Annotated in this window: 17 protein-coding genes; all 17 read right to left on the reverse strand. The window is 55.5% G+C overall.

The window, feature by feature from the left end:
• Nucleotides 1-5 precede the first annotated feature (5 nt).
• The 17 genes from ACE418_RS02640 to ACE418_RS02720 all read right to left on the reverse strand — a co-directional run bounded on the left by ACE418_RS02640 (nt 6) and on the right by ACE418_RS02720 (nt 25,432).
• A complete protein-coding gene (locus tag ACE418_RS02640; RefSeq protein ID WP_416449139.1) occupies nt 6-608 on the reverse strand; it encodes a hypothetical protein in 603 nt (200 codons plus the stop codon).
• A 169-nt stretch (nt 609-777) separates the two neighbouring features.
• Nucleotides 778-1,413 carry a sigma-70 family RNA polymerase sigma factor gene (locus ACE418_RS02645; RefSeq protein WP_416449140.1) on the reverse strand — a complete coding sequence of 212 codons (636 nt, stop codon included), beginning with the start codon at nt 1,411-1,413 and terminating at the stop codon, nt 778-780.
• 270 nt (nt 1,414-1,683) lie between these two features.
• The gene (locus ACE418_RS02650) at nt 1,684-5,970 is read right to left on the reverse strand and encodes a translocation/assembly module TamB domain-containing protein (protein ID WP_416449141.1); all 4,287 of its coding nucleotides are present in this window, start codon (nt 5,968-5,970) and stop codon (nt 1,684-1,686) included.
• A 155-nt stretch (nt 5,971-6,125) separates the two neighbouring features.
• A complete protein-coding gene (locus ACE418_RS02655) occupies nt 6,126-7,805 on the reverse strand; it encodes a TolC family protein (RefSeq protein ID WP_416449143.1) in 1,680 nt (559 codons plus the stop codon).
• A gap of 28 nt (nt 7,806-7,833) precedes the next feature.
• On the reverse strand, nt 7,834-9,069 hold the full coding sequence (locus ACE418_RS02660; RefSeq protein WP_416449144.1) for an MlaD family protein: 1,236 nt from the start codon (nt 9,067-9,069) through the stop codon (nt 7,834-7,836).
• The gene (locus tag ACE418_RS02665) at nt 9,066-9,818 is read right to left on the reverse strand and encodes an ABC transporter ATP-binding protein (protein ID WP_416449145.1); all 753 of its coding nucleotides are present in this window, start codon (nt 9,816-9,818) and stop codon (nt 9,066-9,068) included. The genes ACE418_RS02660 and ACE418_RS02665 overlap by 4 nt, the downstream gene beginning before the upstream one ends.
• A gap of 8 nt (nt 9,819-9,826) precedes the next feature.
• A complete protein-coding gene (locus ACE418_RS02670; RefSeq protein ID WP_416449146.1) occupies nt 9,827-10,591 on the reverse strand; it encodes an MlaE family ABC transporter permease in 765 nt (254 codons plus the stop codon).
• A gap of 319 nt (nt 10,592-10,910) precedes the next feature.
• A complete protein-coding gene (locus ACE418_RS02675; RefSeq protein ID WP_416449166.1) occupies nt 10,911-12,926 on the reverse strand; it encodes a SpoIVB peptidase S55 domain-containing protein in 2,016 nt (671 codons plus the stop codon).
• An 11-nt stretch (nt 12,927-12,937) separates the two neighbouring features.
• Nucleotides 12,938-13,228, reverse strand: coding sequence for a hypothetical protein (locus ACE418_RS02680; protein ID WP_292296421.1), 291 nt, complete (start codon nt 13,226-13,228; stop codon nt 12,938-12,940).
• A gap of 40 nt (nt 13,229-13,268) precedes the next feature.
• Nucleotides 13,269-14,339 carry a rod shape-determining protein gene (mreB, locus tag ACE418_RS02685; RefSeq protein ID WP_416449147.1) on the reverse strand — a complete coding sequence of 357 codons (1,071 nt, stop codon included), beginning with the start codon at nt 14,337-14,339 and terminating at the stop codon, nt 13,269-13,271.
• Nucleotides 14,320-15,594, reverse strand: a complete 1,275-nt coding sequence (gene murA, locus ACE418_RS02690) for a UDP-N-acetylglucosamine 1-carboxyvinyltransferase (RefSeq protein ID WP_020309665.1) — start codon at nt 15,592-15,594, stop codon at nt 14,320-14,322. Before murA ends, mreB begins: the two co-directional genes overlap by 20 nt.
• Nucleotides 15,595-15,997: 403 nt before the next feature.
• Nucleotides 15,998-16,963: a class II fructose-bisphosphatase gene (glpX, locus tag ACE418_RS02695; RefSeq protein WP_416449149.1), complete on the reverse strand. Its 966-nt coding sequence runs from the start codon at nt 16,961-16,963 to the stop codon at nt 15,998-16,000.
• A 516-nt stretch (nt 16,964-17,479) separates the two neighbouring features.
• Nucleotides 17,480-18,760 carry a serine--tRNA ligase gene (gene serS, locus ACE418_RS02700; protein WP_416449150.1) on the reverse strand — a complete coding sequence of 427 codons (1,281 nt, stop codon included), beginning with the start codon at nt 18,758-18,760 and terminating at the stop codon, nt 17,480-17,482.
• Nucleotides 18,761-18,814: 54 nt separating this feature from the next.
• A complete protein-coding gene (locus tag ACE418_RS02705) occupies nt 18,815-19,459 on the reverse strand; it encodes a histidine phosphatase family protein (protein ID WP_416449151.1) in 645 nt (214 codons plus the stop codon).
• A 12-nt stretch (nt 19,460-19,471) separates the two neighbouring features.
• Nucleotides 19,472-21,064: a phosphoglycerate dehydrogenase gene (gene serA / locus ACE418_RS02710; protein ID WP_298585930.1), complete on the reverse strand. Its 1,593-nt coding sequence runs from the start codon at nt 21,062-21,064 to the stop codon at nt 19,472-19,474.
• A 24-nt stretch (nt 21,065-21,088) separates the two neighbouring features.
• Nucleotides 21,089-22,162: a 3-phosphoserine/phosphohydroxythreonine transaminase gene (gene serC, locus ACE418_RS02715; protein WP_416449152.1), complete on the reverse strand. Its 1,074-nt coding sequence runs from the start codon at nt 22,160-22,162 to the stop codon at nt 21,089-21,091.
• Nucleotides 22,163-23,149: 987 nt separating this feature from the next.
• The gene (locus ACE418_RS02720) at nt 23,150-25,432 is read right to left on the reverse strand and encodes an adenosylcobalamin-dependent ribonucleoside-diphosphate reductase (RefSeq protein ID WP_416449153.1); all 2,283 of its coding nucleotides are present in this window, start codon (nt 25,430-25,432) and stop codon (nt 23,150-23,152) included.
• Nucleotides 25,433-25,539 lie beyond the last annotated feature (107 nt).

The following is a 25,539-nucleotide window of genomic DNA, read 5'->3' on the forward strand; positions in this document are numbered from 1 at the left end:
ATTATCTATTTCGTAATACCTGTACCGCGCAAGGTATGACGTGCTTCTTGTACAGTAGCTTGTACCTGGCGGTCCGACAAGACTGCCTTCCTTTCCGTCAGCACCGGAGCCGGTGAGGCCGGCTCCGGTGCTGCTGCAGCCGTCGCGGCTGGCTGCACAGCAGGTTCGTCCCCAGCAGGAGCTGCCGGCGGATCCATGTTCTCCGCCACTGGCGCTGGCCCTTCCTGGACAGGAGGCTGTACGCTCTCTACCGGGGCCGGCTCCGCCACGGGCACAGCCGTATCTACCGGGGGCTGGCCCGGTTCATTCCCTGCGGCTGTCTCATGGACAGCGGCCTCTGCGGCAGTCGATCGTCCTTCCTGCCCTGGCAGGCGGAAGACATACCAGCCGCCCATAGCCAGGCAGAAGGCCGTGACCAGGGCTCCGGCCCGCAGCCAACCTTTGCTGACTGGATGGTGTTTGCGCAAATTCTTCATTTCCGCTTCGGCCAGCATCAGGTTGAGTTCGCCCTTGATATCGGACTCTTCGTCAAACGATGCCTCGGCCTTTTCCAGCCAGGACCGGACGGCCCGGACCCGGTGAACCGTGTCGCGTTGGGAATGTTTCATACGGCCTTCTCCTTTCTGCATAAACGAATACTTTTATAAAATCGGGAAAGGCCATATGATTTTATACCGGCAAAAGGACGCAAAAACATGCCATAATCTATATTTTACAGCATTTTTCGATTCTTTTCACCTAAAAACGGGCCAATTTTAAGAAAATGTAAAAATTTTTTTAGTGCCGGTTTTCATGGATGAACCGGCTGAGCATGCCGCGCACGCGGCGGATTCCCCGTTTCTGCAGGCGATAGACGTAAGGCAGGCTGACATCCAGGCTCTTGGCCAGGTGCTTCTGTTCGACATCATTCAAGTAGACGCCTTCGACGACAGCCTGTTCCTTTTCTGGCAGCCTTTTTAAGACGCGGCCGACCTTTTCCAGCAAGAGCTGGCGGCTCGTGGCTTCGACGGGATCCTGCCGTTCGTCACAGAGTGTATCCTGCAAGGTCACGCCCCGTTCATCCGGTTCATCGAGGGATACGGCACTGACGGCGCCTTCGCGCTTCAGATAATCCAGGATGGCCCCGCGGATGCGGTGGACGGCAAAGAGTGGAAAGGCCACGCCACGGCGGTAGTCATAGCGCTCCACCGCTTCGATGAGCCCCAGCGTCCCTTCCTGCAGGGCGTCGGACAGGATGTCGCGATGGATGTGCCAGCGCATGGCTTCTTTGAAGACCAGCGGCTGGTACTGCTCGATGAGGCGGCTGCGGGCCTCCAAATCCCCATCGTCTTTATAGGCCTGCCACAGGGTCCGTTCTTCATCGGCCTGGAGCAGGGTGATATGCTGTAGTTCCTTCAGATAATCGTCTAACATGGCCTTTTCACCACCTTTTCATTCAAATGGAATTCACACATATATAGGGACGAGCGCCCCACGTGGGCGCCCCTACAAAGGCAATGGCGTATCCACACGTATACCGAGGAAGCCACGGTGTACCCAACATACAAGACGGGCCTGTGTCCCAGCTGTAGGGGCTTGCACGTGGCAAGCCCGCTTCAGGACATGTTGCTTTCCCGTTATTCCTGTATGTATGGCGTCCTGTAATCAATCGCCGGATGCAACGGCATGACCACATATACGGAATCAAAACGAATACTTATATACGCCGCCCATGAAGCTATCGTCGTCAGACTTCCAGGCGTTGACGCTGAACTTGCTGCCCAGGTCGTACATGAAGCCGAAGCGGTCGTCGCCGTGGTTGATGCCGAAGGCCGCTGTGACCATGAAGTCATTGAACAGGTATTTGCCCATTTCAATGTTGTAATAGTTGCGGCTGACATCGGTATTCTTATCATTGAGATTCAGCGAGCCGTTAGTGACAGTGAGCATATCCAGGGACAAGGCCTTTTCCAGGCTCTGGGTGATGCCCAGGCTGTTCAGGGTCATGCGGATACCGGAACCGAGGAGACTGTCCATGTCGTCTTCACTGATAGAGCTCTGAGGCCGGCCGCCGCTGTTGCGCAGGGTGATGAGCGACACGATCTGCTGTTTCGTCAGGGGCGGGTCGGAACGGAGCATGAGGTCCATATTGTCCGCCTGGCCGCGCAGAGTCAGCATGACATTGTACTGGCCGACGCGGCTGAAGCCTTCGGCGTCGATATAGGGCAGGAAGGAATCATACCGCGAGAAATCGGCCTTGGCCTTGGTCACGCGGAAATTGGTATCCAGATAATGGACGGTCCCCCGCGTCGCTTCAAAGCGGCCTGACGGATGGGGATGATTGAGGTTGCCCTGGAAAGTGACCGACCCATTGACCAGCAAGTCATACAGAGCCGGATTGTACAGGCGGACCTTGTTGCCCAGGGTCAGCGTGAAGTCCAGGTCTAAATCAGGGCCTTCACTGCTGCTGGCCAGGGCCAGGGGAATGTCGATAGTCGTATTGTCGACCTGCATGAGACCGCTCACCTTAGGCCGCCCGTCGCCAGGCGTGACGTTGACATAGCCCGTAATGGGGCCGTCATAATAGGGGCAGTTCAGATAGAGGCCGGAAAAATCAGCAGCCAGCGAATAGGAATCTAAGCTGCGGCCGCTCCAGGCGGCTTTGCCATCGAGGCTGATACTGCCGGGATTCTTCTTCCCCTTCTTATCCATGGTCCCGCTGCCGCTGAGGACGGCTGAATGGCCCTTGAAGGCCAGGTCGGCATTGATGTTGGCCAGAGGATAGGCCGTGTCCTTGAATTTGACGGTACCGTTCTTGACGGCAATGTCGCCGCTAATCGTCGGTGCATCCAGCGTCCCGCCGATTTTGACAGCCCCCTGGATAGGCCCGTCGGCTTCGGTAACGTAAGGCGTCAGGAAGGTCAGGACATCGAGGCCGGCATTGTCCAACTGGACAGCGAGGTCCATGGATTCGCCCGTCTTGCCGCCGGACAAAGCGCTGACGGGAATAGTGCCATGGGCGCTGACCTTATAGGGATCGCGGCTGCCGCTGGCCTGCTGCAGCGTGATGAGGCCGTTGCGGATGTTGAACAGGGCATAGGCTCCGGTAAAGGAAACGCCATTGACCGTGCCGCTTCCCAGCTGGGTCGACACATCGGCCTGAAGGTCGTCGCCAGTACCGCTCAAGTCAGCGGCAAAATCGATAGGTGCATCGACGACGACGTCTTTCTGCCCCAGGACGTCGGTCAGGGCCTTGGCCGGGAACTGCTTGGCGGCGACGGATAATTTCACCGGGCCATGCAGGGCATACGTCCCCTGGGCGGCCAGGACGCCGCTGCCGATATTCAGGGCCATCTTGTTGATGGTGACGACGCCGTTTTCCATCTGGACGTCGATGTCAGCCGGTTCGACGGCCTGGCCGCCGAAAGAACCGTTACTGATGGTCCCCTTCATGGAGACCGTCGGATTGTCACCGGTGCCGTTGATATCGATCTGGCCATTCAGTTTGCCCTCGATATCCTGCACCGGCAGGGCTGCGACCTTGAGGAGGCCGGCAATATCGCCATTGACGACCGTCGCCTTACCCCGCAGGAGCGATGATTTCGTATTATATAACAAATTGCCGTCATACGTCCCGCCGAGCTGGGCGAAGTGGAGGTCCGTCAGGCGCAGCATGTCGTCATAATAAGCAAAATCACCGTGGATGTTGTTCAAGGCCATGTGGTTGATGACCAGATTGGCTGCTGTCAGCGAACCGGCCGCCGTCGGGTTGTCCAGGCTGCCGCCGATATGGGCCTGGACGTCGAAGGAGCCGCTGCGCGGCGTCTTATTTTGCGGTACCAGGCGGGAAATATCGACGTTCTTCCCGGTCAAATCGAGATCGAGCGTATCGCCGATAGAGCCGGACAGGGCCAAGGACGCCGTGTAAGAAGAAATATCCCCGTTCGAGAGATAGATGGTCCCATTGTCCAGGCGGTAATCGGCACTGACATTCTTATAGAGGTACCCTGCATAAGAGCCGCTGGTCAGGCGGAACGAGCCGGAAGCTGACGGATTGTCCAGGCTACCGCTGAGGGTAATCGTATTATCGGCCCAGCCAGTGAGCGGCAGGTCTTCCTTGCCGACAGCCGGCAGGAGCTGTTCGATGCGCATATGCGACGTCGTCAGCGACGCCTGTATCGTCCGGGCATCCAGGTCTGCCTGGCCGGTCAGGGTATGAGTCCCATCGCCGCGGCGCCAGTAGAGGGCCGGGATGTCGATGCGGCTGCCCTGTCCCCGGGCCGTCCCGTCGATACTGTCAAAAGGAACGCCCTTGATCTGGCCGCTGCGGGCATTGAAAGCCACATCCCACTGCTGCCCGTCGACATGGCCGGACAAATCGGCCGTCCCATCCAGGGGAATGGATACGAAAGGCGAAGCGGCATCGAGGGGCAGGTCATGCCCGGTAAAGGTCAGATGCGGCGTCTGGCTGTCCACTTCATAAGAACCGCTGACGTCGATGCTGCCGCCTGCCAGGTCCGCGTGGGCGCTGCTCAAGGTCACGACGCGGCCGTCATAGGTTACGTCGCCGCCTGCCGTATCGACAGTCAGGCCGTCATAAGACAAGTCCCCTGCCGTCACGTGGCCCGTCGCCATAATGGACTTATCCTGACTGTTGCCAGCGGCATGGAGCGAGGCCGATACATGGCCCATGACAGCCACGGGCATGCCGGGCACGGCCGCAAGGTCGAGGTCGTTTACGTCGGCATCGGCTTCATAGGCACCGCTCTGGATATCATAGATGCCCTTCCCGGTCAGGGAAGCGCCATAGGCCCGAGCCGTCAGGGAATCGATATCGATCCGGTTCTGGCTATACACCAAGTCTGCCTGGGCTTCGTCGACGGTATAGCCGTTATAGGTCACATCGTGCAGGGACGCCGTGCCGCGGACGTTCACGTCCTGTACCGTCCCCCAGACATTCCCTTTGAAAGCGGCCGTCCCGCTGACGCCAGCGGGCAGATAATCAGCAAAGGCTGTCACGTCAGCGCCAGGGACATCGACTGTCAGGTTGAACACCGGCGTGTCCCCATTGGTCACGATGGTCCCGCCGACGCGGAAATCCTGGCCGTTCACGCGGCCTTCGACGCCCGACAAGGTAATATCTTTGCTTGTCAAGGCCGCATGGCCTTTCAGGCCGTCTACATCGAGGCCCTGGACGGTGACGTGGCCGTCGGATACATCGGCCTGGCCGGACAGGAAAAAGCCGTTATGGCTGTCTGCAACGCGGACTTTGACATTTTCTGCAGTCCCGCTGCGGATGACGACATCGGCCGACGCCGGGATGAATGACGATGCATAAGTCCCATTGATGGCGTCCGCACTGAGTGTAAAGTCATATTGACGGTTCGAGGCATACGTGCCGTGGGCCGTCACCTTTTGCCCATCGACGGTCATAGATGCATCGATGGCTAGCGACGGATAATCGGCAAAGGATACGCTGCCATTGACGCCTTGTCCCGTGACAACCGTGCTGTCCGGCAAGGTTGCGTCGATGGTCCCGTTGTGGACGCTGATGGCCCCGCGGAAACCGGCATCGGTTGTGCTTTGATTTTTCTTGATGAGCGATGCGACGTTCCACGTACCATCATCTTCATTCTGCCAGAGATGCAGAACAGGGTCATCGACATCGGCCGTATCCAGGGCCTGCAGGATTTCCCCCTGCTTCAGGGCCGTCATGATCTTGCCGGGATTGACGTAGACGCGGACGGCGTCGCCTTCGATGACGACCCGCCCTTGTGTATCTTTAATGACTGGTTTGGCCATGACCAGCTGGCCGTTCAGGGATATATCCAGTGAAGAAAACGACAAGGTCCCGTTCAATTTGCTGTTTGCAGTTGTCGTAATTGCCTGGCCTGCCATCTGGGTCAGGGCCGGTTTTTCCATCCACAGGGCAATCCCTGCCGATAGGAAAAAAGCCGTGACGCCGCAGGCAGCCATCCATTTTTTCTTCATAATCGAACTCCACGTATAAAAAAAGAGAGAATCGCACGTTACAATTCTCTCTTTATTCTACCTATGGTATTGAAGAAAATCAAGAAATAGATGACAAATGGCAAGTATTCCCAGCAAAATTGTTAAAAACCTGCCACGCCGTCTTTAAAGATTATTTAACCGCGATAGGTCGTCGCCGTCAAAGACGGATGGATGACGCCCGATTCGACATCGACGCCCATGACCTGTTCCAGTTTGGCAATGCCGACGTTGTAATCGTACAGGGCCTGGATATGGTTGACCTGGGCTTCGTTGAGGCTCAACTGGGCATCGAGGACGTCCAGGTTGATGCCGACACCGGCCTGGTAACGGATATTCTGGATACGGTAGTTTTCACGGGCCTGATCGACGACAGTCTGGGTTTCTTCGACCTTCTGGGCCGCGCTGCGGATGTTGAGGTAAGCCTGCTTGACTTCCAGCTGGACGGCTTCGCGGGTCTTCTGTTCCGTTTCACGGGCGACGAGGAGGTCCTGTTTAGCCTGGTTGACTTTGGCTTTCGTAGCCCCGCCGTCGTAGAAGTTGTACGTGACGCCAGCGCCGATATTCCAGCTGCGCTTATTAGCATCAATGCCAGGGAAGGTGTTGTCGGCCCAGCTGTTACCGCCTGTAATGGCTACGGTCGGTTTATTGCCGGCATTGGCAATGTCGATATTGCGTTCCGCTTCCTGGACAGCTACAGCCGCCTGGAGGACTTCCGGCCGATACTTCATGGCATAGTCCGTCGCTTCCTGGAGGGAAATGTTGTAAGTATCGAAAGGCAGCTGATGATCAGCCAGGTTGAGTTTCGTTTCCAAGGGCAGGCCGAGGATGTTGTTCAAGTTTGATTCGGCAACGGCGACGTTGTTATCCGATGTAATAGCCGTCGTCTTGGCGTTGGCCAGGGAGACATCGGACGAGAGGACGTCGACTTTAGCCTTCGTGCCGACGTTGTACTGAGCCTGGACGTTGTCTAAGTGACCCTGGAGGTTATCGACGGCTTCATGGTAGACGCTCTGCAGTTCCTGATAAGCCAGGAGGGCATAATAGCCTTCGATGGCAGAATATTTCGTCGCCTGTTCGACGCGCAGGATTTCTTCCTGGGCATCGGTCTTGCCTAATTTAGCGACGTCAATATTGCCTTCGACTTTGCCGCCTGTATAGAGAGGAATGGTGACGGATAAATCATTACCAAAAGCATTAGAAATAGCACTCGCACTACGGCCCTGGGCACGGGAAGCAGCCAGGCTGGCATCGGTCGCACGAGAACGCTGTGTATTGAAAGTGTAATCGACGACAGGTGCTCTCCCAGCCCGCGCTTCATCAATCGTGTATTCCGCTTTCTTCAGGGCATACTGGGAATTCTTGATATCCCGGTTATAATCGAGGGCCATCTGAACAGTCTTAGGCAGGTTCAAATCGACCGTGCCGTTCGTCGGTACATGGCCGACGACGATGACTGGATCGACTTCCTGGTTCTTCGCCCGTTTGGCAGCGGCTTTGTCCGCCAATTTTGCCGAATCATCGGCAATCTTCTGGGCCAGTTCTTCACGCAGTTCCGGCGTAATGTCTACAGGACGGACGGCGTCGGCCGCCTTCTTGGCCTTGGCTTCAGCCTTGGCCGCTTTCTTCTGCTGGGCCTTTTCCGCCTTGATTTCCTGCTGTTCCGCTTTGGCGCGGGACTGGATCGCATCGGCCTGCGCTAAGTCGACAGGACGGACAGAAGCCGTCGTATCCGCTGCCGAAGCAGCGGCGACTGCGCTTATGGTCGTAATCATCATGGCGATGACCAATTTCTTGTACAGTTTGTTGTTCATCATGGGTACCCCCGTTTATTTCTATAATCTGCTAAAAAGCGTAACTAATACCATAATAATTGCCACCGTCACTGCGACTCATAGGCCGCGTGAACTGGCTGAAGAGATAGAGATCCGGCGTCAGGCGGTACTGAGCTTTCAAACGGAAGCGCCAGTCATCGGGATCATACCCTTCCAGGGACAAGCGGAAAGGCCCGTCCTGGAAGAAGTCGAAGCCGGCACCAAGGTCGCCGTTGATCAGGCCGGCCCGCGTGTCGAACAGGCGGCCGCGGCGGCCGTACTGCAAGTTGAGGTTCGTACCGTTGCCGATGTTCTCTGCCCCGACGAGGCCGAACGTGTCGCCACGGTACACCTTAAAATTTACAGTGCCGCTGGTCTCATTCTTCGTCGTATTATATAAGAGTCCGGCTTCGCCCTGGACCTTGATGTCCGATGAGCCGCCGAGTATCTTATTCACTTTCGTCGTAATCTGGGCCGTATTATTCAGCGTCGTCTGAATATTGGCCTGGGTCTGCGGATCCGTCGTCATCTTTTCCATCGACTGGGCAATGATCTCGAAGCGGTCCGTAATCTGCTTCATGTTGGCCGCCGTCGCCCGGACGTTGGCCGAAGCCGCGCCGTCACCGTCGAGGTTCTGCATGGACGCGTTCATCTGAGCCGTCATGGCTGCCATATTGGCCGTAATCTGCTGGATATTGCCGGCGTTGGCATCCATCATCTGGCTCGTCTTGCCCGTAATGGCATCGATGTTCTGGATGGAACCGCGCATAGCCGCCTGGGTCTTTTCGTCGCCGATGATGGCATTGATATTCTTGACCATGTCGTCGGCGCTGCCCATGAGCTTGCCGGCACTGTCCATCATATCGTCCATGCTCTTGCTCTGGCTGCCATCGATATAATCGCCGTCGGCCAGAAGATGATTCTTATCATTGCCTGGTGTAATGGCTATGATTTTTTCACCAAGCAAACCGTCCGTCGTAATCGTCACTTTAGAATCGCGCGGGATTTCCGTCCCCTTCTCCAGCTTCATGGCCACATCGACGCCATCGCGGGACGGCTTCACGCTTTCGACTTTACCGACGTGGACGCCGACATAGCGGACGGAATTGCCTTTTTGCAAGCCATTGGCATCCTTGAATTCCGTGTGGACGACGAAGCCGGGCTTACCGAAGATTTCGGCATGGGCCAAGGTCAGGACGACAAAGGTGAATAAGAGGACGCCGACGATGGTGACCAGACCGACCTTCGCTTCTGCACTCCACTTCATAGGCTATCCCCTCTTTCTTCTGGAAAGCGCCCGCCGTGGATAAAGCGCTGCACTTCCTCATCATCTGTATGGGCAAAGGTCTTTTTATCGGCAATGAGCCGGAAGCGCCCGTCCTGTAAATAAGCCAGGCGGTCTGCGACGTAGAAGGCCGAATCCATGTCATGGGTGACGATGACCGACGTCGCATGGATCTGCTTCTGCATACTGACGACCAGGCGGTTGATATCCATACAGCGCAGCGGGTCCAGGCCAGCTGTCGGTTCATCGTAGAGGATGACCTGCGGGTCCAGGGCGATGGCCCTGGCCAGGCTGACGCGCTTCTTCATGCCGCCCGATAAATCATTGGGCATCATGTCCTCAATGCCTTCCAGACCGACGAGACGGAGCTTTTCTTTTACGATGCGCTGAATCGTCGCCTCATCGTCTTTCGTATGCTGGCGCAGGCCAAAAGCGACGTTCTCGCCGACGGTCATGGAATCGAAGAGGGCTGAATATTGGAAGACCATGCCCATGTGACGGCGCACGGCTGTCAGCTGTTCTTCATCGAAGGCGGTAATGTCTTCATCGTGAAAGAAAATCTGACCTTTCGTCGGCTTCTGCAAGCCGATGATCAGGCGCAGGATGGTACTCTTGCCTGAACCGCTGGCACCGAGGATGGCCAGCGTTTCGCCTTGATGGATGTCTAAATTGATGTTGTCTAGTATGACCCGGTCGCCATAGGCGACGGTCACATCGCGAAGACGGATCATGATACTCCTCAATACAACAGAACCGATAAGATATAATTGCAGATAAAAATAAAAATAATCGACGTGACGACGGACTTCGTCGTAGCCTGACCGACGCCTTCGGCCCCGCTCCGGGCATGCATGCCTTCATTGCAGGCGACGAGGGCGATGATACCGCCAAAGAACATGGCCTTGATCAGCCCGTAGACGACGTCGCTGACTTCGGTAAAGAGCTCAATGGAATTAATATACGTAAAATGCGTAAGCCCGGCACCCAACGTCGCGACGCCGTAGCCGCCGGCCGTCCCGATGACGTAGCCATAAAAGGCCAGGATAGGTACCATGACGACGCAGGCTACAAAGCGCGGCACGACCAGATAGGCAATGGGATTGACTGCCATACAGCGCAAGGCATCGATCTGTTCCGTGACCTTCATGGTCCCGATTTCAGCCGTCATGGCCGCACCGACGCGGCCTGCCATGACAACGCCTGTCAGGATAGGGCCTAATTCGCGGCCCATGGCAACAGACATGACGCCGCCCAGCGTCGATTGAGCGCCATAGCGCAAGAGAATGTCGACGATCTGCAAGGTCATGACCATACCGGCAAAGAGCAGGGTCAGGCTGACGATAGGCAGGGAATTGACGCCGAGATGCGCCATCTGGGCAATGGTCAGGCGGCGTTGAATCTTCGGCAGCTGACGCAAGGTCTGACCAAAGAGGATGGCAATGACGCCGACTTGTTCAAAGACATGGAGCGTAAATTTACCGATGCCTTCCAGGATTTCCTGCATGAAAGACCGTCCTTTCTCTAAGTATTATACTACTTTACTATACCATATTAAAAATGGATGTAAAACACCTGTATTCAATTGTGCCTAAATTGTGAGAAACAAAAGAGGGAAAACTAAAATTTAGATTTGAGTTTTCCATAGCTAAAATAATAGCATTTTATGCGAAAAATGGCAAGGGAAAAGGCGCTGTCATATGAAGACAGCGCCTGTTTAGTGGCTCGTGGCTAGTGGTTAGTGGTTAGTGGTTAGTGGCTAGTGGCTCGTGGTTAGCGGCTAGCTGCTGACGGCTGACTGCGACCTGCGGCCTGCGACCGGCGGCCTAATGGAACATATCCAGGTCGACGGTGCGGATGGGGTCGGCCATTTTCTTATCCTGGTCTTTATCGGGTTTCTTGTCGCTTCTTTTGTCGTCTTTTTTGGACGTATCCTTGTTGTCATCGCTGCCCTTATCGGCCTTGACCAGTTCATCATCCTGCGAGGACCCGTCGGTTTCATCACCGATGACGGCTTTCGCTTCGTTGATGTTGTGGTTCTTGGCTAAATAAGCATCGCGTTTTTCCGGCGTGACGACTTTGATGGTAATCTGGCCGTCGCCCTTGACGATGTACGGCGTAGGAATGGACGATTTGGCGTCGTTCGGATTTTCATCGCCGATGTTGTGCTTGCCCGGTTTGATGACATCCTTGGCGCTGGTTCCCGGTTCTTTGCCGCGGATCTTTTCTTTATTCACTTTCGTACCGCTTTCGTTGATCATGCTGACGCCCTGGCTGAGGATTTCGATGACCAAGTCATTGTTGGCATCTTCTTTTTCGATTTCCTTCTTCAGTTCATTGAAATCCTTATAATGGCGAAGGCGCTGGACGATTTCGTCCGTCAAGTTGTAGCGCTGCTTTTCAATGAGGTACGGCAGTGGGATGACGCCGCCGCCGCGTACTTCCAGGACCATATCGCCCAAAGGCTGATTCTTGGGGACGGTGAAGCTCATGGTCTTCACTTCATCGACGCCGCGGTACGGGTGGAGCTTGACCTTGAAATAGACATTATCGCCTGGGCTGACGACGACAGGCGCTGCCGACGCATCGACGATGGTCGCCGATTTGCGGGCCTGAGTGACATCGACGGACATGTTGATGTCCAGGATGGGATAATCGATGAACTCATTGTGCTTGAGGATGTCCAGGACATTGTAGAGCTCGTCGATACTCTTTTCATTGATGTTATCTTCGGAGTAATACATATTATGCCGGGTAATATCCTTATCGCGGCCATTGGACGAACGGATGGTATACGATAAGGTCGCCGTACCGCCGCCAGTGCGGTCGATGGTCTTATTGACCGTGTTGTACACTGTCGTCGCCGCCAGGACCGGCGTCAGTTCATTATCTTCAATGATTTTGACGCGCTTGGTCATGGCCGTATCGGTATCCGTATCCCGGGCTTTGATGATGACCGGGATTCCCGGTGCCAGATAACCGTACTGGCCGCCGATACCGGCGCCGCGGTCCTGGGTAATCTTGCCGACTTCGGCGCCGATGGATCCCAGCTTGAAGGAACTGGACAGGTTATTGACGACCGTGAAGATATAGGCATTGTGCATGAAGTAGTTGATGCTGCCCTTTTTCAGGAAGGGATGGCCGAAGGCGACGATGTGGTCGTTGTCGACATACGTGACCGTCCCGATGGCCCCCATCTTCATATCGCCATTGACGAAGGCAGCGGCGACGCTGCTGCCCGGTTCCAGGGGCAGGGCCGTGCTGTCGCTGCTGGCCGATGCCGTATCGACAGGCATGAAGTTATAGCCCGGCAATTTACTCTGCATCCACGCCGTCGACAGGCTGTCGAAGCCCGACGTCATGAGCGGCGTTGCAATGGGGATGAGTGACGATTCACGGGCATTGAAAGGCCGGATTTCTTCCTTTGTCGGCACATTCCAGAGTTTGAGCATATCGTTGATAGGCGTAATCATGCCGACGCGGGAGTTGGTAAAGGACCAGCCATAGGCGACGGCACCGAGCAGCTTGCCATTGATATAGACCGGGCTGCCGCTCATGCCCTGGGCAATGCCGCCCGTTTCTTCAATGAGGGGCCCAGAGAACTTGGCCAGGACCAAGTCCCCTGACGGGCCGCTGTTCTTCATGACCCCTAAGATTTCGACGGGGAAGGTATCGATTGTCGTACCGTGGACGACGGTCTTGGCATAGCCCGTCATCCCCGGCTGGACTTCACTGATATTCATGAATTCCTGTGCCTGTGCCGAAAGGGCCAAGATACAGGAAAGGGCCGCGGTCAGACAGACCCGGCCCAACGTACGCCGCAAGGCGGAGACTTTCTGCATCATGGTGTATCTCATTTCGTTTCCACCACGACGACAACGGCGCCTTGCTGCACTTGTGATCCCGGCTGGACGAGGACGGTCTTGACGACGCCTTCCTTGTCAGAACGGGCAGCCGGCATCGGACCGGCCAGGGAATTCACCGTAAGCAGGACATCTCCCTCTTTGACGGCTGCACCGACAGGGGCTACGCTGACGACGCTGCCGCTCAGTACCGTCGTGTACGATACGTCAGCAGCTGCAGCCGGCATAGCCATCAGACCTGCTAATCCAGCTAATACGGCGAGTCTGCGAAACTTTTTCATGACGGCTCCCTCCTTTTCAGCTCCGCCTGTGCGGAGCACTCTATAAATCATCAAAACTATCTTTTAAGCGGTCCATTTCCCGCAAAGCCTTGCCGGCTCCGTTGGCAACGCATAACAGCGGCTCATCGCAGAGATACGCTGCCATGCCCGTCGTCTGGGAAATGAGGCGGTCGAAACTATCGAGGAGCAGGCCGCCGCCGGTGAGGACGATGCCATGGTCGGCAATGTCCGCAGCCAGTTCAGGCGGCGTCTTTTCCAGGATGGAAACAATCGTCTTGAGGACGGTCTGGATCGGTTCGTCCAGGGCCTGGCGGATTTCCTGCGAATCGATATCGACCGACGTCGGCAGGCCCGTTTCCGTGCTGCGGCCGCGGACGTCAGCCGTCATGCGCCGGCCGTCACCCATAGCCGTGCCGATGAGTATCTTCAGTTCTTCTGCCGTGTGCTGGCCGATGGCGACGTGTTTGATTTTGTCTAGATAGCGGATAATCGCTTCGTCAAACGTATTGCTGCCGATGCGCAGCGATTCGCTGATGACGATGCCGCTCAGACTGAGAACGGCGACGTCCGTCGTCCCGCCGCCCATATCGACGACCATGGATCCATTGGACGTGGCAATATCCAGCCCGGCGCCGATAGCGGCGGCCAGCGGTTCTTCCATGACCGTCGTCTTGCGGGCGCCGGCCTGCATGGCCGCTTCGATGACGGCCCGTCGTTCCACGTTGGTGACGCTCGACGGGACACAGATGACGACGCGGGGTTTAAAGATCAGGGCCTTGCCGATGGCCTTGCGGATGAAGTAGCGCAGCATATATTCCGTCGCGTCGTAGTCGGCGATGACGCCGTTGCGCAGCGGGTGGTAGGCGTGGATGTTGCGCGGCGTCCGCCCCAGCATGGCCTGGGCTTCGCGGCCGATGGCGACGACTTTGTTTTCCATCGTATCGACGGCGATGACGGCCGGTTCATTGACGACGATGCCCCGGTTCTTGACGAACACGATGATATTGGCCGTCCCCAAGTCGATAGCTATATCGCTGCCGAACCAGTTGGCCAGAAAGAACGAGTGGGACTGTTTCGGCTGTACTCTTTTCTTAGTTTTCTTCTTCCTCAATATTGACGCGAACAATGTCTGCACCTAGCCTTTGTAATTTTAATACGAGATTATCATAACCGCGGTCGATGTGGTATAAATAGCCGACTTCCGTTTCCCCTTCGGCGACAAGGCCGGCCAGGACTAAGGCAGCACCAGCCCGCAGGTCCGTCGCGTTGACAGATGCGCCTTTGAGCTTGGGTACGCCTTCGACGATAGCGCTGCGGCCTTCGATGCGGATTTTGGCACCCATGCGCTTGAATTCGTCGACGTGCATGAAGCGGTTTTCAAAGACCGTTTCGGTAACGACACTCGTTCCCTGGCAGATGGTCGTCAGGGCCATGAACTGGGCCTGCATATCGGTCGGGAAACCAGGATAAGGCAGGGTCTTGATGTCGGCCGGGCGAAGCGGTTCGTGACCGATGACGCGGATGCCGTCGATTTCTTCCTGGACTTCAGCGCCGACTTCCTTCAGTTTGGAAATGAGGGGCTTCAAGTGTTCCGAAATGGCATTCTCTACGAAGACATTGCCCTGGGTCATGGCTGCGCCGACCATGAAAGTGCCTGCTTCGATGCGGTCCGGGATGACGGCGTGGTTAGCACCATGCAGTTCCTTGACGCCTTCGATGCGGATGACGTTGGTGCCGGCACCGCGGATGTTGGCCCCCATACTGTTGAGGTACGTTGCCAGATCGACGATTTCCGGTTCTTCAGCGGCATTTTCCAGGACCGTCTTGCCGTCGGCCATGGATGCTGCCATGAGGATATTTTCCGTAGCGCCGACGCTGGGGAAATCGAGGTAGATCTGTGCCCCTTTGAGGCCATTCGGCGCCGTCGCTTCGATGTCCCCGTTTTCCAGGTTGATGACGGCTCCCATGGCTTCAAAAGCCTTGAGGTGCAGGTCGATAGGACGGGCACCGATAGAGCAGCCGCCGGGCAGAGAAATCTGAGCTCTTCCCTTGCGGGCCAGTAAAGGCCCCATAACCAAAAAAGATGCACGCATACGGCGTACTAAATCATACGGAGCCGTCGTCGATGTCAGCTCATGGGCATCGATGACCAGTGTATCTCTTTCAGGATGTTCTATATGAACGCCGAGGGACGCGATGACGTCACAGACGGTATGTACGTCGGCTAATTTCGGGATCTCTGTCAATGTACTCTGCGTCGTTCCCAACATAGATGCGACAATGATAGGCAGCACGGCATTTTTAGCCCCGCTGACGCGAACCGTACCCTGTAAGGGCTTTCCACCATGAATAACAAGTTTCTCCAATTCTGGTGCCTCCTAATACTATTCGAGTAGTTTATTCTAAATGGCCCAAAGGCAATGGCGCCTAAGGTGCCATTATGAGCATATAATTACTATCAAGTCATTGTACCATAAAAGGGGGAAAAAAAAAAGGGCTTGTCGCCGTGCGACAAGCCCTTTTTAAGTTGTAGGGGGCGCCACGTGGGCGACCCGCTGGATATTTGATGACGTCTCCCCAATCTGGAAAATCACTCATATTCTGGAGCGGGCTTGCCACGTGCAAGCCCCTACAGACGTAATCCCTCGGAAATTTTTCTTCAACCTACAAGCGGGACGCTGACCGCTAGCTGCTGACCGCTAACAGCGGCCTGCTGCGGGCCGCCCTCTGGGACGGCCCCTACGGACTGCGAACTGCGAACGGCGGCTTTTACAAATGAATGCTCCATTTCGCTTTCTTGTCGAAGCGGTGGAACGTGTCGATGAAGCGGATCGTGCCGCTCTTGTAACGCATGACGACGGACATCGTGCGGGCGCCGCCACCGAAGTATTGGACGCCGCGCATCATAGGCGTATCAGTAATGGCCGTCGCCGAGAAGATGCAGTCGTCGCCTTGGACCAGGTCGTCGAGGGTCATGACGCGGTTGATGTCATCGATGCCCATTTCCCAGCAGCGCTTCCGTTCTTCTTCCGTATAGGGGATGAGACGGGCCTGCATATCGCCGCCCAGGCATTTCAGGGCCGCTGCGGCCAGGACGCCCTCCGGAGCGCCGCCGATGCCCATGAGGACGTGGACGCCGGACCCTTCGATGCCGGCGTCGACAGCCGGCGAGACATCACCGTCCGTGATGAGCTTGATGCGGGCACCGGCACTGCGGCATTCATCGATGATTTCCTGATGGCGCGGCCTGTCGAGGATGACGACGGTCAAGTCGTCGATGCCACGTTCCAGGCCTTCAGCGATGCGGCGCAGGTTTTCCTGTACCGGCTGGGTCAGGTCGATGCGCCCTTTAGCCCGCGGGCCGACGCAGAGTTTTTCCATGTACATGTCCGGCGCATGGAGAAGGTTCCCCTTGCGGGCGATGGCCATGACGGCAATGGACCCATCCTGGCCTTTCGCCGTCAAGTTCGTCCCTTCCAGCGGGTCGACGGCAATATCGACTTCCGTGCCGCCGGCGCCGACTTTTTCACCGATATAGAGCATCGGCGCTTCGTCCATTTCGCCTTCGCCGATGACGACGGTCCCATCAATAGGTACTGTCGATAAAATCGAGTGCATACCGTCGACAGCCAGCTGGTCGGCGCCCATCTTGTCGCCCTTCCCCATAAGGCGGCCGGCCTTGACGGCAGCTGCTTCCGTAACGCGGACAAATTCCAAGGTCAATACGCGATCCATAGTGAACCTCCTGTTTAAAAATAATCGAAACACATATATAGTATTACTTCTAGACAGAGTGAAAAAACTCCTGCCTCGCGGCAGGAGTTTTTTCGTGGGTAGTGGCTAGCAATTAGTTGTTAGCAGATGGATTTAAATTTAAAGTTTTCTCGTTCGTCACAGACCTTGCCTCTCCTCATAGGAGAGGTGGCCTGAAAGGCCGGAGAGGTTGAACCGCTCAAATTCACAGGCGGACGCCCCACGTGGGCGCCCCTACAGCGAACTGCGAACTACGGTCTGAAACAAGCGGAGCTGTCGCATCGCGACAGCTCCTTTCAAGTTGTTAGTGGCTAGTTGTTAGTTGTTAGCGGATGGGTTTAAATTTAAAGCTTTTCTCTGCAAACTACAAACTCTGTGCTACAAACTATAAAGTAAACGGGGCATCACATGATGGCAGAAACCTTCGTGCGACAAGCCACTACGAACGCGGCCTGCGACCGGCGACCGGCGGCCTGCGGGACGCCTTCCAGGCGTCCCCTACTGTTTCGTGATTACGTCGCAATGCATGTACGGGCGGAGGACTTCCGGTACGACGACGGAGCCGTCAGCCTGCTGATAGTTTTCCAGGATAGCGGCAACGGTACGGCCGACGGCCAGGCCGGAGCCATTCAAGGTATGGACGAATTCCGGTTTCGATTTCGGTGTGCGGCGGAAGCGGATATTAGCCCGGCGTGCCTGGAAATCTTCCGTATTGGAGCACGACGAGATTTCGCGGTATTTGCCCTGAGCCGGGAACCAGACTTCGACGTCGAAGGTTTTGGCAGCCGAGAAACCGATATCGCCCGTGCAGAGGCAGACGACGTGGTACGGCAGTCCCAAAGCCTTGAGGATATCTTCGGCGTTGTTGGTCAGTTTGTCGAGTTCGTCATAGCTCGTTTCCGGAGCGACGTATTTGACCATTTCGACTTTGTGGAACTGATGCTGGCGGATGAGGCCCCGCGTATCGCGGCCGGCCGAACCGGCTTCGGCGCGGAAGCACGGCGTCATGGCCGTAAAGTAGACCGGCAGCTTGGCGCCGTCGATGATTTCACCGCGGTAGTAGTTGGTCAAGGGAACTTCGGCCGTCGGGATCATGTACATTTCTTCACCTTCGACGTTGAGCTTGTACATATCTTCATAGAATTTCGGCAGCTGGCCCGTCCCGGTCATGGAATCGCGGTTGACGATGTACGGCGGGATGACTTCGGTGTAACCGTCTTTTTCCGTATGCTGGTCGAGCATGAAGTTATAGACGGCGCGTTCCAGACGGGCACCGGCACCGATATAATAGTAGAAGCGGGCACCGGTTACTTTAGCAGCCCGTTCGGAATCGAGGATGCCCAATCTTTCACCGACGTCCCAGTGATTGAGGGGCTGGAAATCGAATTTCGTCGGTTCGCCCCATTTGCGGACTTCCGGGTTGTCGCTGTCGTCGTTGCCGACGGGGACCGAGGGGTGGCACATATTGGGGATCATGAGCTGGATGGCACGCATGTCAGCTTCGACTTTCTTGACTTCTTTATCGAGGACGTCGATGTCGTCGCCGAGTTTCTTCATGGCCGCAATCTGGGCGTCCGCGTTTTCTTTGTTGCGCTTGAGCTGGCTGATTTCCTTGGTGACGGTGTTGCGTTCGTTCTTCATGGCTTCGACTTTCTGAAGAATTTCACGGCGCTGGTTATCCAAGGCGACAAAAGCGTCGACGTCGGCTTTGGCATGGCGGTTCTTAATATTTTCTTTGACTTCTTCCACGTGTTCGCGGATGAATTTCGTATCTAACATGGTAGTTTCTTCCTTCCTCAGTAAATATGCTTGAATACCCCTCGTATTATAGCCTTATAAGCCTTTTTGTTCAATACCGCTGAACAAATACCCCATATGATTCGTAGAATTGAGCAGGACCAGGCGCCATACGCCGTCCTGGCATTCCAGGACATTGATGCAGGTGTTATCCTGCTTGATCTGCCAGAAATGGCTCATATCCAGTCCCAGGACATCGCAGATGATAGCTTTGTTGACGGCGTCATGGGCGGCGACGAGGACGGTCTTGCCATCGTACTGCTGGACGTAGTCATCAAAGGCAGCCCGGGCGCGGACGCGGACGTCTTCCAGGGATTCGCCCCCCTGGCCGGGCATGGTCACCGTATGGGGCTGTGTATGCCAGCGGTGGAATTCTTCAGGATACTTGGCTTCAATTTCATCGGCCAGCTTCCCTTCCCAATCGCCGTGATTGATTTCCAGGAGCCTGTCATCCTTGAGGACCGGCAGGCCGTGGAGGTCAGCACAGAAAGAACAAGTCATGTACGACCGTTCGAGGGGGCTGGAAATGGCTACGTCGATAGGCGTATCTTTCAAGCCTTCAGCGACCATATGGCCCTGCTTGAGGCCCCGTTCACTCAGGTGGGTATCTTCCTGGCCCTGGTAACGGCCTTCAATATTCCATTGTGTTTCGCCGTGGCGAATGAGTATGATGCGTACCATAAGTTCCCCCTGTTAGTGAATATCGCAATGAATGAGCTTCATATCGAGGATACCGTTGATCGAACGGAGCTTGACCATGATGTCGTTGGGAATATCATCCTGGACAGCGATAGCCATGATGTTGTTGCCCGACTTGGTCATGCGGCCGACCTGCATTCCCATGATGTTGATATGGGCCTGGCCGAGGATGGTCGAAATCTGACCAATCATGTTCGGCTGGTCGACGTGCGGTACCAGGAGCAGGTAGCCTTCCGGCGTGAAGTCGACGCGGTATTCATCGATCTGGACGATTTTGGCTTCCGTCCCGTTGAACAAGACGCCGACGATGGCGTGTTCGCCCTTATTGGTGCGGACCCGGACGGTGACGGAATTGACGAAATAGCCATTGGACTGGCTGTTGATTTCTTTGATGGCAATGTGGCGCGTCTTGGCGACTTCTGCGGCGTTGACGTAGTTGACCGATTCCTGGAGGATCGGATTGAGGGCTCCTTTGAGGACGGCCGTCGTCAGCAGGCGTGTTTCCGTATCGGCCAGTTCGCCCGTATATTCGACTTCGATTTCCTTCATCGGTGCATCAGCCAAGTAAACGGCCAAGTTACCCATGCGTTCCATGAGGTCGAAATAAGGATGAATGACGTTGTAGACATTAGGCGGTACCGGAGCCATGTTGACAGCCGTAGCGACCGGTTCCCCTTTCAAGGCTTCCATGACGCCTTCGGCGACGTCGACGGAAACACCGATCTGAGCTTCAACCGTCGAAGCACCGAGGTGCGGCGTGATAACGACATTATCCATGCCCAGGAACGGATTGATATCCTTGGTCAGCGGTTCCGTCGGGAAGACGTCGATAGCAGCGCCGGCGACGTGACCGCTCTTGAGGGCTTCCGCCAAGGCATAAATATCGAGGACAGCCCCGCGGGATACGTTGATGACCCGGACGCCGTCTTTCATCTTAGCGATTTCTTCCTTACCGATGAGGCCCCGCGTTTCCTTGGTCAGCGGCGTATGCATGGTAATGTAGTCCGACCGCTTGAGGAGCGTATCCAGATCGACTTGTTCGACGCCGAGCTGTTTGAACCGTTCTTCCGGGATGTACGGGTCATAGCCGATGGTCTTCATTTCCATAGCCTGCATGCGTTTGGCAATGCGCGAACCGATGCGGCCGACGCCGATGATGCCGATAGTCTTGTTCTGGAGCTGGATACCCGTAAAAGTCTTGCGGTCCCAGTTGCCAGCCATGAGGGAATTGTGGGCCTGCGGGATGTGGCGGGTAATGGCCATGATCATGGCACAGGTATGTTCTGTTGCGGCCAGCGTGTTGGACGTCGGCGTATTGACGACGACGATGCCCCGTGCTGTCGCACTCTTCAAGTCGATGCTGTCGACGCCGACACCGGCGCGGCCGATGACCTTCAAATTCGTAGCCGCTTCGATGACCTTTTCCGTGACGTGGGTCATGGAGCGGGTAATGAGGCCGTCGTATTCACCGATGCAGTCGATGAGGCCCTGTTCATCGAGGTTCTTCTTGACATCTACTTCATATCCATTTTCGCGTAAGAGATCTACGCCTTTCATCGATACGTCATCGCTGACTAAAATCTTCATTGTTTTCTCCCCCTATATGATACCTTAATGTTTTTTCTGGAACGCTTTCATGAAATCGGCCAGAGCCTGGCAGCCTTCTTCGGTGACGGCATTGTAAATCGATGCCCGGCAGCCGCCGATGGAACGATGGCCCTTGACGCCGATGAGGTCGTGATCAGCCGCTTCGGCGACGAACTGGGCTTCCAGTTCCTTCGTCGGCAGGTTGAAGGTGACATTCATGAGGCTGCGCGAATCCACGCGGGCATGGCCGCGGTAGAAGCCGTTGCTGTCGTCGATGACGCCATAGACGATAGCGGCCTTTTTCTTATTCCGTTCAAGCATGGCAGCCAGTCCGCCGTTATCATCGAGCCAGTGAGCGACTTTATTGACGAAATAAATATTGAAGACCGGCGGCGTATTGTACGTCGAATCGTGGTCGACATAGGTCTTATACTGCAGCATGAGCGGTAAGTCGCGGCAGACCTTCTTCAGCAGGTCGTCCTTGATGATGGCTACGACGACGCCGGCCGGACCGACATTCTTCTGGACGCCGGCATAGATGAAATCGAAATTCTTTACATCCACCGGGCGGCTGAGGAAATCGCTGGACATATCACAGAACAAGGGAACGTCGAAAGACGGGAAATCGTGCCATTCCGTCCCATGGATAGTGTTGTTCGATGTCATGTAAATATAGTCCGTATCGGGCTTGACGACAAAGCTGTCTGCCTTGGGGATGTACGTAAAGCCATCGGCCTTGCTCGAAGCGACTTCATAGGTTTCCCCGTAGAAAGAAGCGGCTTCCATGGCCTTATTGGACCATACCCCCGTATTCAGATAACCGCCGCGTTTCTTGAGGAAATTCGCGGCATGCATGACGAACTGCACGCTGCCGCCGCCCTGGATGAAGACGATATGATAGTCATCGGGAACGGCCATGAGCTTCTTCAGTATCGCCACCGTGTCATCCTGCATTTCCTGATAGGCAGCACTGCGATGACTGATTTCGACGATGCTCATTCCTGTGTGATTGAAATCGAGGAATTCATCCTGAACTTCCTTGAGGACTTCCAAAGGCATTGCCGATGGGCCTGCATTGAAATTGTACACTCTCTTCATATTTCCACCTCTTACTGCACGAAGACCGCAGGGAAAGTCTTCTGCCATACCAATAAAAAAACTCCCGTCCCATCAAAGGGACGAGAGTCGATATTCCCGCGTTGCCACCCAACTTGCCTTTCGGCCAACTTGTACCGCTATATCGGGCGTACCCGTCAAATTCATCATTTGCAGCTCCAGAGCGGAACGCCTTACAGCCCTGCTGCCTCGCACCGCCCGGCAGCTCTCTGAAAGGACCCGTAATTTGCTTCTCCTTCATCGCCTTCTGTAAAATTACGTTTATTATAAACACAAACGCCCTGCCTGTCAAGACAAATTTTAACAGGTTTATCCTCCATCTCCCAAGACGGGAGACTGATGCCAGCTAGAAAGACATTAGTTTACCGCTTTCCCCACAAGAGCTGGGACAGCTAGTAGCACAACTCATTGGCTTTTCCAGTCTTTCATAGTACCAGAGTTTGAGGCCGGCTAGGATGATGTCAGTTTGCCGCCTTTCTCCTAAAAAGCCGGGACAGATAGTGACACGACTCATTGGCTTTTCTAGTCTCCCAAGTACAGAGTCTGATGCCGGCTAGGGAGACGTCATTTGCCGCTTTTCCCTACAAAAGCAAGAAAAGCTAGTAACCCGACTCATCGGCTTTTCCAGTCTCTCATACTACCAGAATCTGAGGCCGGCTAGGGTGATATCCGTTTGCCGCCTTTCTCTCAAAAAGCCGGGACAGATAGTGACACGACTCATTGGCTTTTCTAGTCTCCCAAGTACAGAGTCTGATGCCGGCTAGGGTGATGTCTGTTTGCCGCCTTTCTTCAAAAAGTCGGGACAGATAGTGACACGACTCATTGGCTTTTCCTACAGTTCATTGCAGGATAGGCCGCCCTATGCAAGGCGGAGGAAGGAGGCATAGTGGAGCTATGCCGACTGACGACAACGCAGCAGAGGACGGCCTAGGCTGTGACGAACAGGAAAGGGCCAATGAGCCGTGCCACTTAATTGCATTTACTCCAGCCGCAGTTCTTGCAGGTGTTGCAGCCGCCTTCAAAAACTAAGGGTTCACCACACTGCGGGCAGAGCATACTTTCTGCTGTGACTTTTTTTTCTGCTTTCGGCCGGGCCGGCGTCTTCTTGACCGGTGTATGGCCACTGGCGACGGATGCCGTCTGATTCAGTTCTTCCTGGACTTCGTCGAACATATCCAGCAGGGCATTGCCGACGGCCATAGGGCAGCACGAACCGCGGCTGGTATCGCCGCGCGTCGCCCGGCGCACCGAATAGGACGGGCAGTTGCCTGTCGAATTGAGCTGGTCGACGATGGTATAGATATCGATGCCGGCGCGGGCGCTGATGGAAATCATGCGCGACAAGCCGATCATGAAGTTGTTGCAGCCGCCGGTCGACCCCTTGCTGAGGTACGTTTCCAAGAGAGCCCCTGTCTGGGGATCAAAGAAAGCCATGCAGTGCAGGCTGCCGCAGCCCGTGATGAGCTTGCGTTTCTTGCCGATGACGTTATCGTCGATGCTGACGATTTCACCGCGGTCCAGGCCTTCACCAGCCGTGGGGACGCGCTTTTCTTCTTCATGAGTCGTCAGGATGCCGGCCCGCTTGCAGCCATCACGGAATAAAGTCATCCCTTTGCAGCCTTTTTCATAGGCCAGGAGATAGAGGTCTTCCGTATCTTCTACGGTAAAGCTGTTGGGCACGTTGACCGTCGAGCTGATGGACGCATCGATGTGCTGCTGCCAGGCCGCCTGCATTTCGACGCGTTCGTGATAATCCAGGGTCAGGGCCGTGACGAAGTATTCCGGAAGCTGGCCGTCGTCTTTGATGTGGTGCTTCTTCATGTAGCGTTCGACGATAGGCGTGTAGACTTTATAATAGACGTCCGTGCCGTGGAGGGATTCCGTCTTGCGTTCATAGAAGTTCGCATAAATCGGTTCGATGCCGCCGGAAATGCCGAGCATCGTCGACAAAGTCCCTGTCGGGGCGATGGTCAGGAGCTGGGAATTGCGCAGGCCGTATGCCTTGACCAGTTTGGCCGTCGCTTCCGTCGTATTGGCTTTGAAGTACGGCGTACTCATGATTTCATCGATGTGGCATTTCTCGAAGGCCCCACGCTGATGAGCCAGTTCCGCCGATGCCGCAATCGCCGTATCCGCCATGGCGAAGCCGATGTCATGGCAGAAAGCGACGGCATCGGTACTGCCATAGGTCAGGCCCATCTGGATGAGCATGTCGCCGAGGCCCATGATGCCCAGGCCGATCTGGCGCCAGGCTTTGACGCTTTCCCGTTGTTCTTCCAAAGGATGCAGGGGCAGCCCTTCTTCGAGGACATCGTTGAGAGCCCGGACGGCAATGCGGACGCAGCGCTTGAATTCATCGAAATCAAAAGTGGCATTCGGCGTAAAGGGAGCGTTGACGAAGTTGGCCAGGTTCATGCTGCCCAAGAGACAGGAACCGCCAGCCGGCAAGGGTTCTTCGGCGCAGGGATTGACGCCGGCAAAGGAAAATTCCGGTGTATTGGCCAGCAGGTTCCACGATTTAATGCGGTCCCAGAACAGCGCGCCCGGTTCGGCATAATCCCAGTTCGTTTCGGCAACCAGGCGGAAGACATCGGCTGCATTGACCAGGCTTTCGATGACCTGTCCCGTTTCCTGCCGCTTGAAGTGGAGACGGAACTGTTTGTGTTCCTTGACGGCTTCCATGAATTCATTGCTCAGGCGGATGGAAATATTGGCCTTGGTCACCTTATTGAGGTCCGTCTTGAGTTTGATGAAATCCAGGACATCGGGATGAGCACAGTCAATGGAAATCATCAAAGCCCCGCGCCGGCCGTTCTGGCCGATTAGTTCCGTGACCAGCGAATACAGGGTCATAAAGGAAATGGAACCGCTTGTTTCCTTTGCCGCGTTGTTGATGCGCGCTCCCTTCGGGCTCAGGCGGGAAATATCGATGCCGCAGCCACCACCGTAGCTGTAGGTCCGGGCTAATTTACCGGCCCTGTCGAAGATGCTTTCGATGCTGTCTTCCGGCGGCGTCATGACGTAGCAGTTGGACAAGGTGATCTTCTTGCCTTCATATTCCAATCCCCGGTTGGCCAGGATGCGGCCGCCAAAGAGAAATTTCTTGGCTTTGATCAAATCGGCGACTTCTTCATCACCGCCGCTGATGCGGCCGACCCAATGGTCAAAAGTTTCGCCATTATCGCAATATTTATTCTTCCAAATATCGAGGCCGAGCTGATTATCTGCACCGAGCCATTCTTGTTCGTTCATCAATCTTCCTCCTCCACTGCGTATAGCAAACGCATGACCGCCATCTACTACATATAGTAGATGGCGGTCATTAACTATACTAATAATAGCAGGATGACGGGAAATAG

Origin of the sequence: Megasphaera jansseni (assembly GCF_047974155.1) — a bacterium.
Classification (GTDB): Bacteria; Bacillota; Negativicutes; order Veillonellales; family Megasphaeraceae; genus Megasphaera.

What these genes read in the sequence shown, in the direction of transcription:
- ACE418_RS02660 (WP_416449144.1), bottom strand. Translation starts at nt 9,069, where the DNA reads ATGAAGTGGAGTGCAGAAGCGAAGGTCGGTCTGGTCACCATCGTCGGC.
- ACE418_RS02680 (WP_292296421.1), bottom strand. Translation starts at nt 13,228, where the DNA reads ATGAAAAAGTTTCGCAGACTCGCCGTATTAGCTGGATTAGCAGGTCTG.
- ACE418_RS02640 (WP_416449139.1), bottom strand. Translation starts at nt 608, where the DNA reads ATGAAACATTCCCAACGCGACACGGTTCACCGGGTCCGGGCCGTCCGG.
- ACE418_RS02655 (WP_416449143.1), bottom strand. Translation starts at nt 7,805, where the DNA reads ATGATGAACAACAAACTGTACAAGAAATTGGTCATCGCCATGATGATT.
- ACE418_RS02665 (WP_416449145.1), bottom strand. Translation starts at nt 9,818, where the DNA reads ATGATCCGTCTTCGCGATGTGACCGTCGCCTATGGCGACCGGGTCATA.
- serC (WP_416449152.1), bottom strand. Translation starts at nt 22,162, where the DNA reads ATGAAGAGAGTGTACAATTTCAATGCAGGCCCATCGGCAATGCCTTTG.
- ACE418_RS02650 (WP_416449141.1), bottom strand. Translation starts at nt 5,970, where the DNA reads ATGAAGAAAAAATGGATGGCTGCCTGCGGCGTCACGGCTTTTTTCCTA.
- ACE418_RS02670 (WP_416449146.1), bottom strand. Translation starts at nt 10,591, where the DNA reads ATGCAGGAAATCCTGGAAGGCATCGGTAAATTTACGCTCCATGTCTTT.
- ACE418_RS02675 (WP_416449166.1), bottom strand. Translation starts at nt 12,926, where the DNA reads ATGCAGAAAGTCTCCGCCTTGCGGCGTACGTTGGGCCGGGTCTGTCTG.
- ACE418_RS02720 (WP_416449153.1), bottom strand. Translation starts at nt 25,432, where the DNA reads ATGAACGAACAAGAATGGCTCGGTGCAGATAATCAGCTCGGCCTCGAT.
- ACE418_RS02705 (WP_416449151.1), bottom strand. Translation starts at nt 19,459, where the DNA reads ATGGTACGCATCATACTCATTCGCCACGGCGAAACACAATGGAATATT.
- ACE418_RS02645 (WP_416449140.1), bottom strand. Translation starts at nt 1,413, where the DNA reads ATGTTAGACGATTATCTGAAGGAACTACAGCATATCACCCTGCTCCAG.
- glpX (WP_416449149.1), bottom strand. Translation starts at nt 16,963, where the DNA reads ATGGATCGCGTATTGACCTTGGAATTTGTCCGCGTTACGGAAGCAGCT.
- serA (WP_298585930.1), bottom strand. Translation starts at nt 21,064, where the DNA reads ATGAAGATTTTAGTCAGCGATGACGTATCGATGAAAGGCGTAGATCTC.
- serS (WP_416449150.1), bottom strand. Translation starts at nt 18,760, where the DNA reads ATGTTAGATACGAAATTCATCCGCGAACACGTGGAAGAAGTCAAAGAA.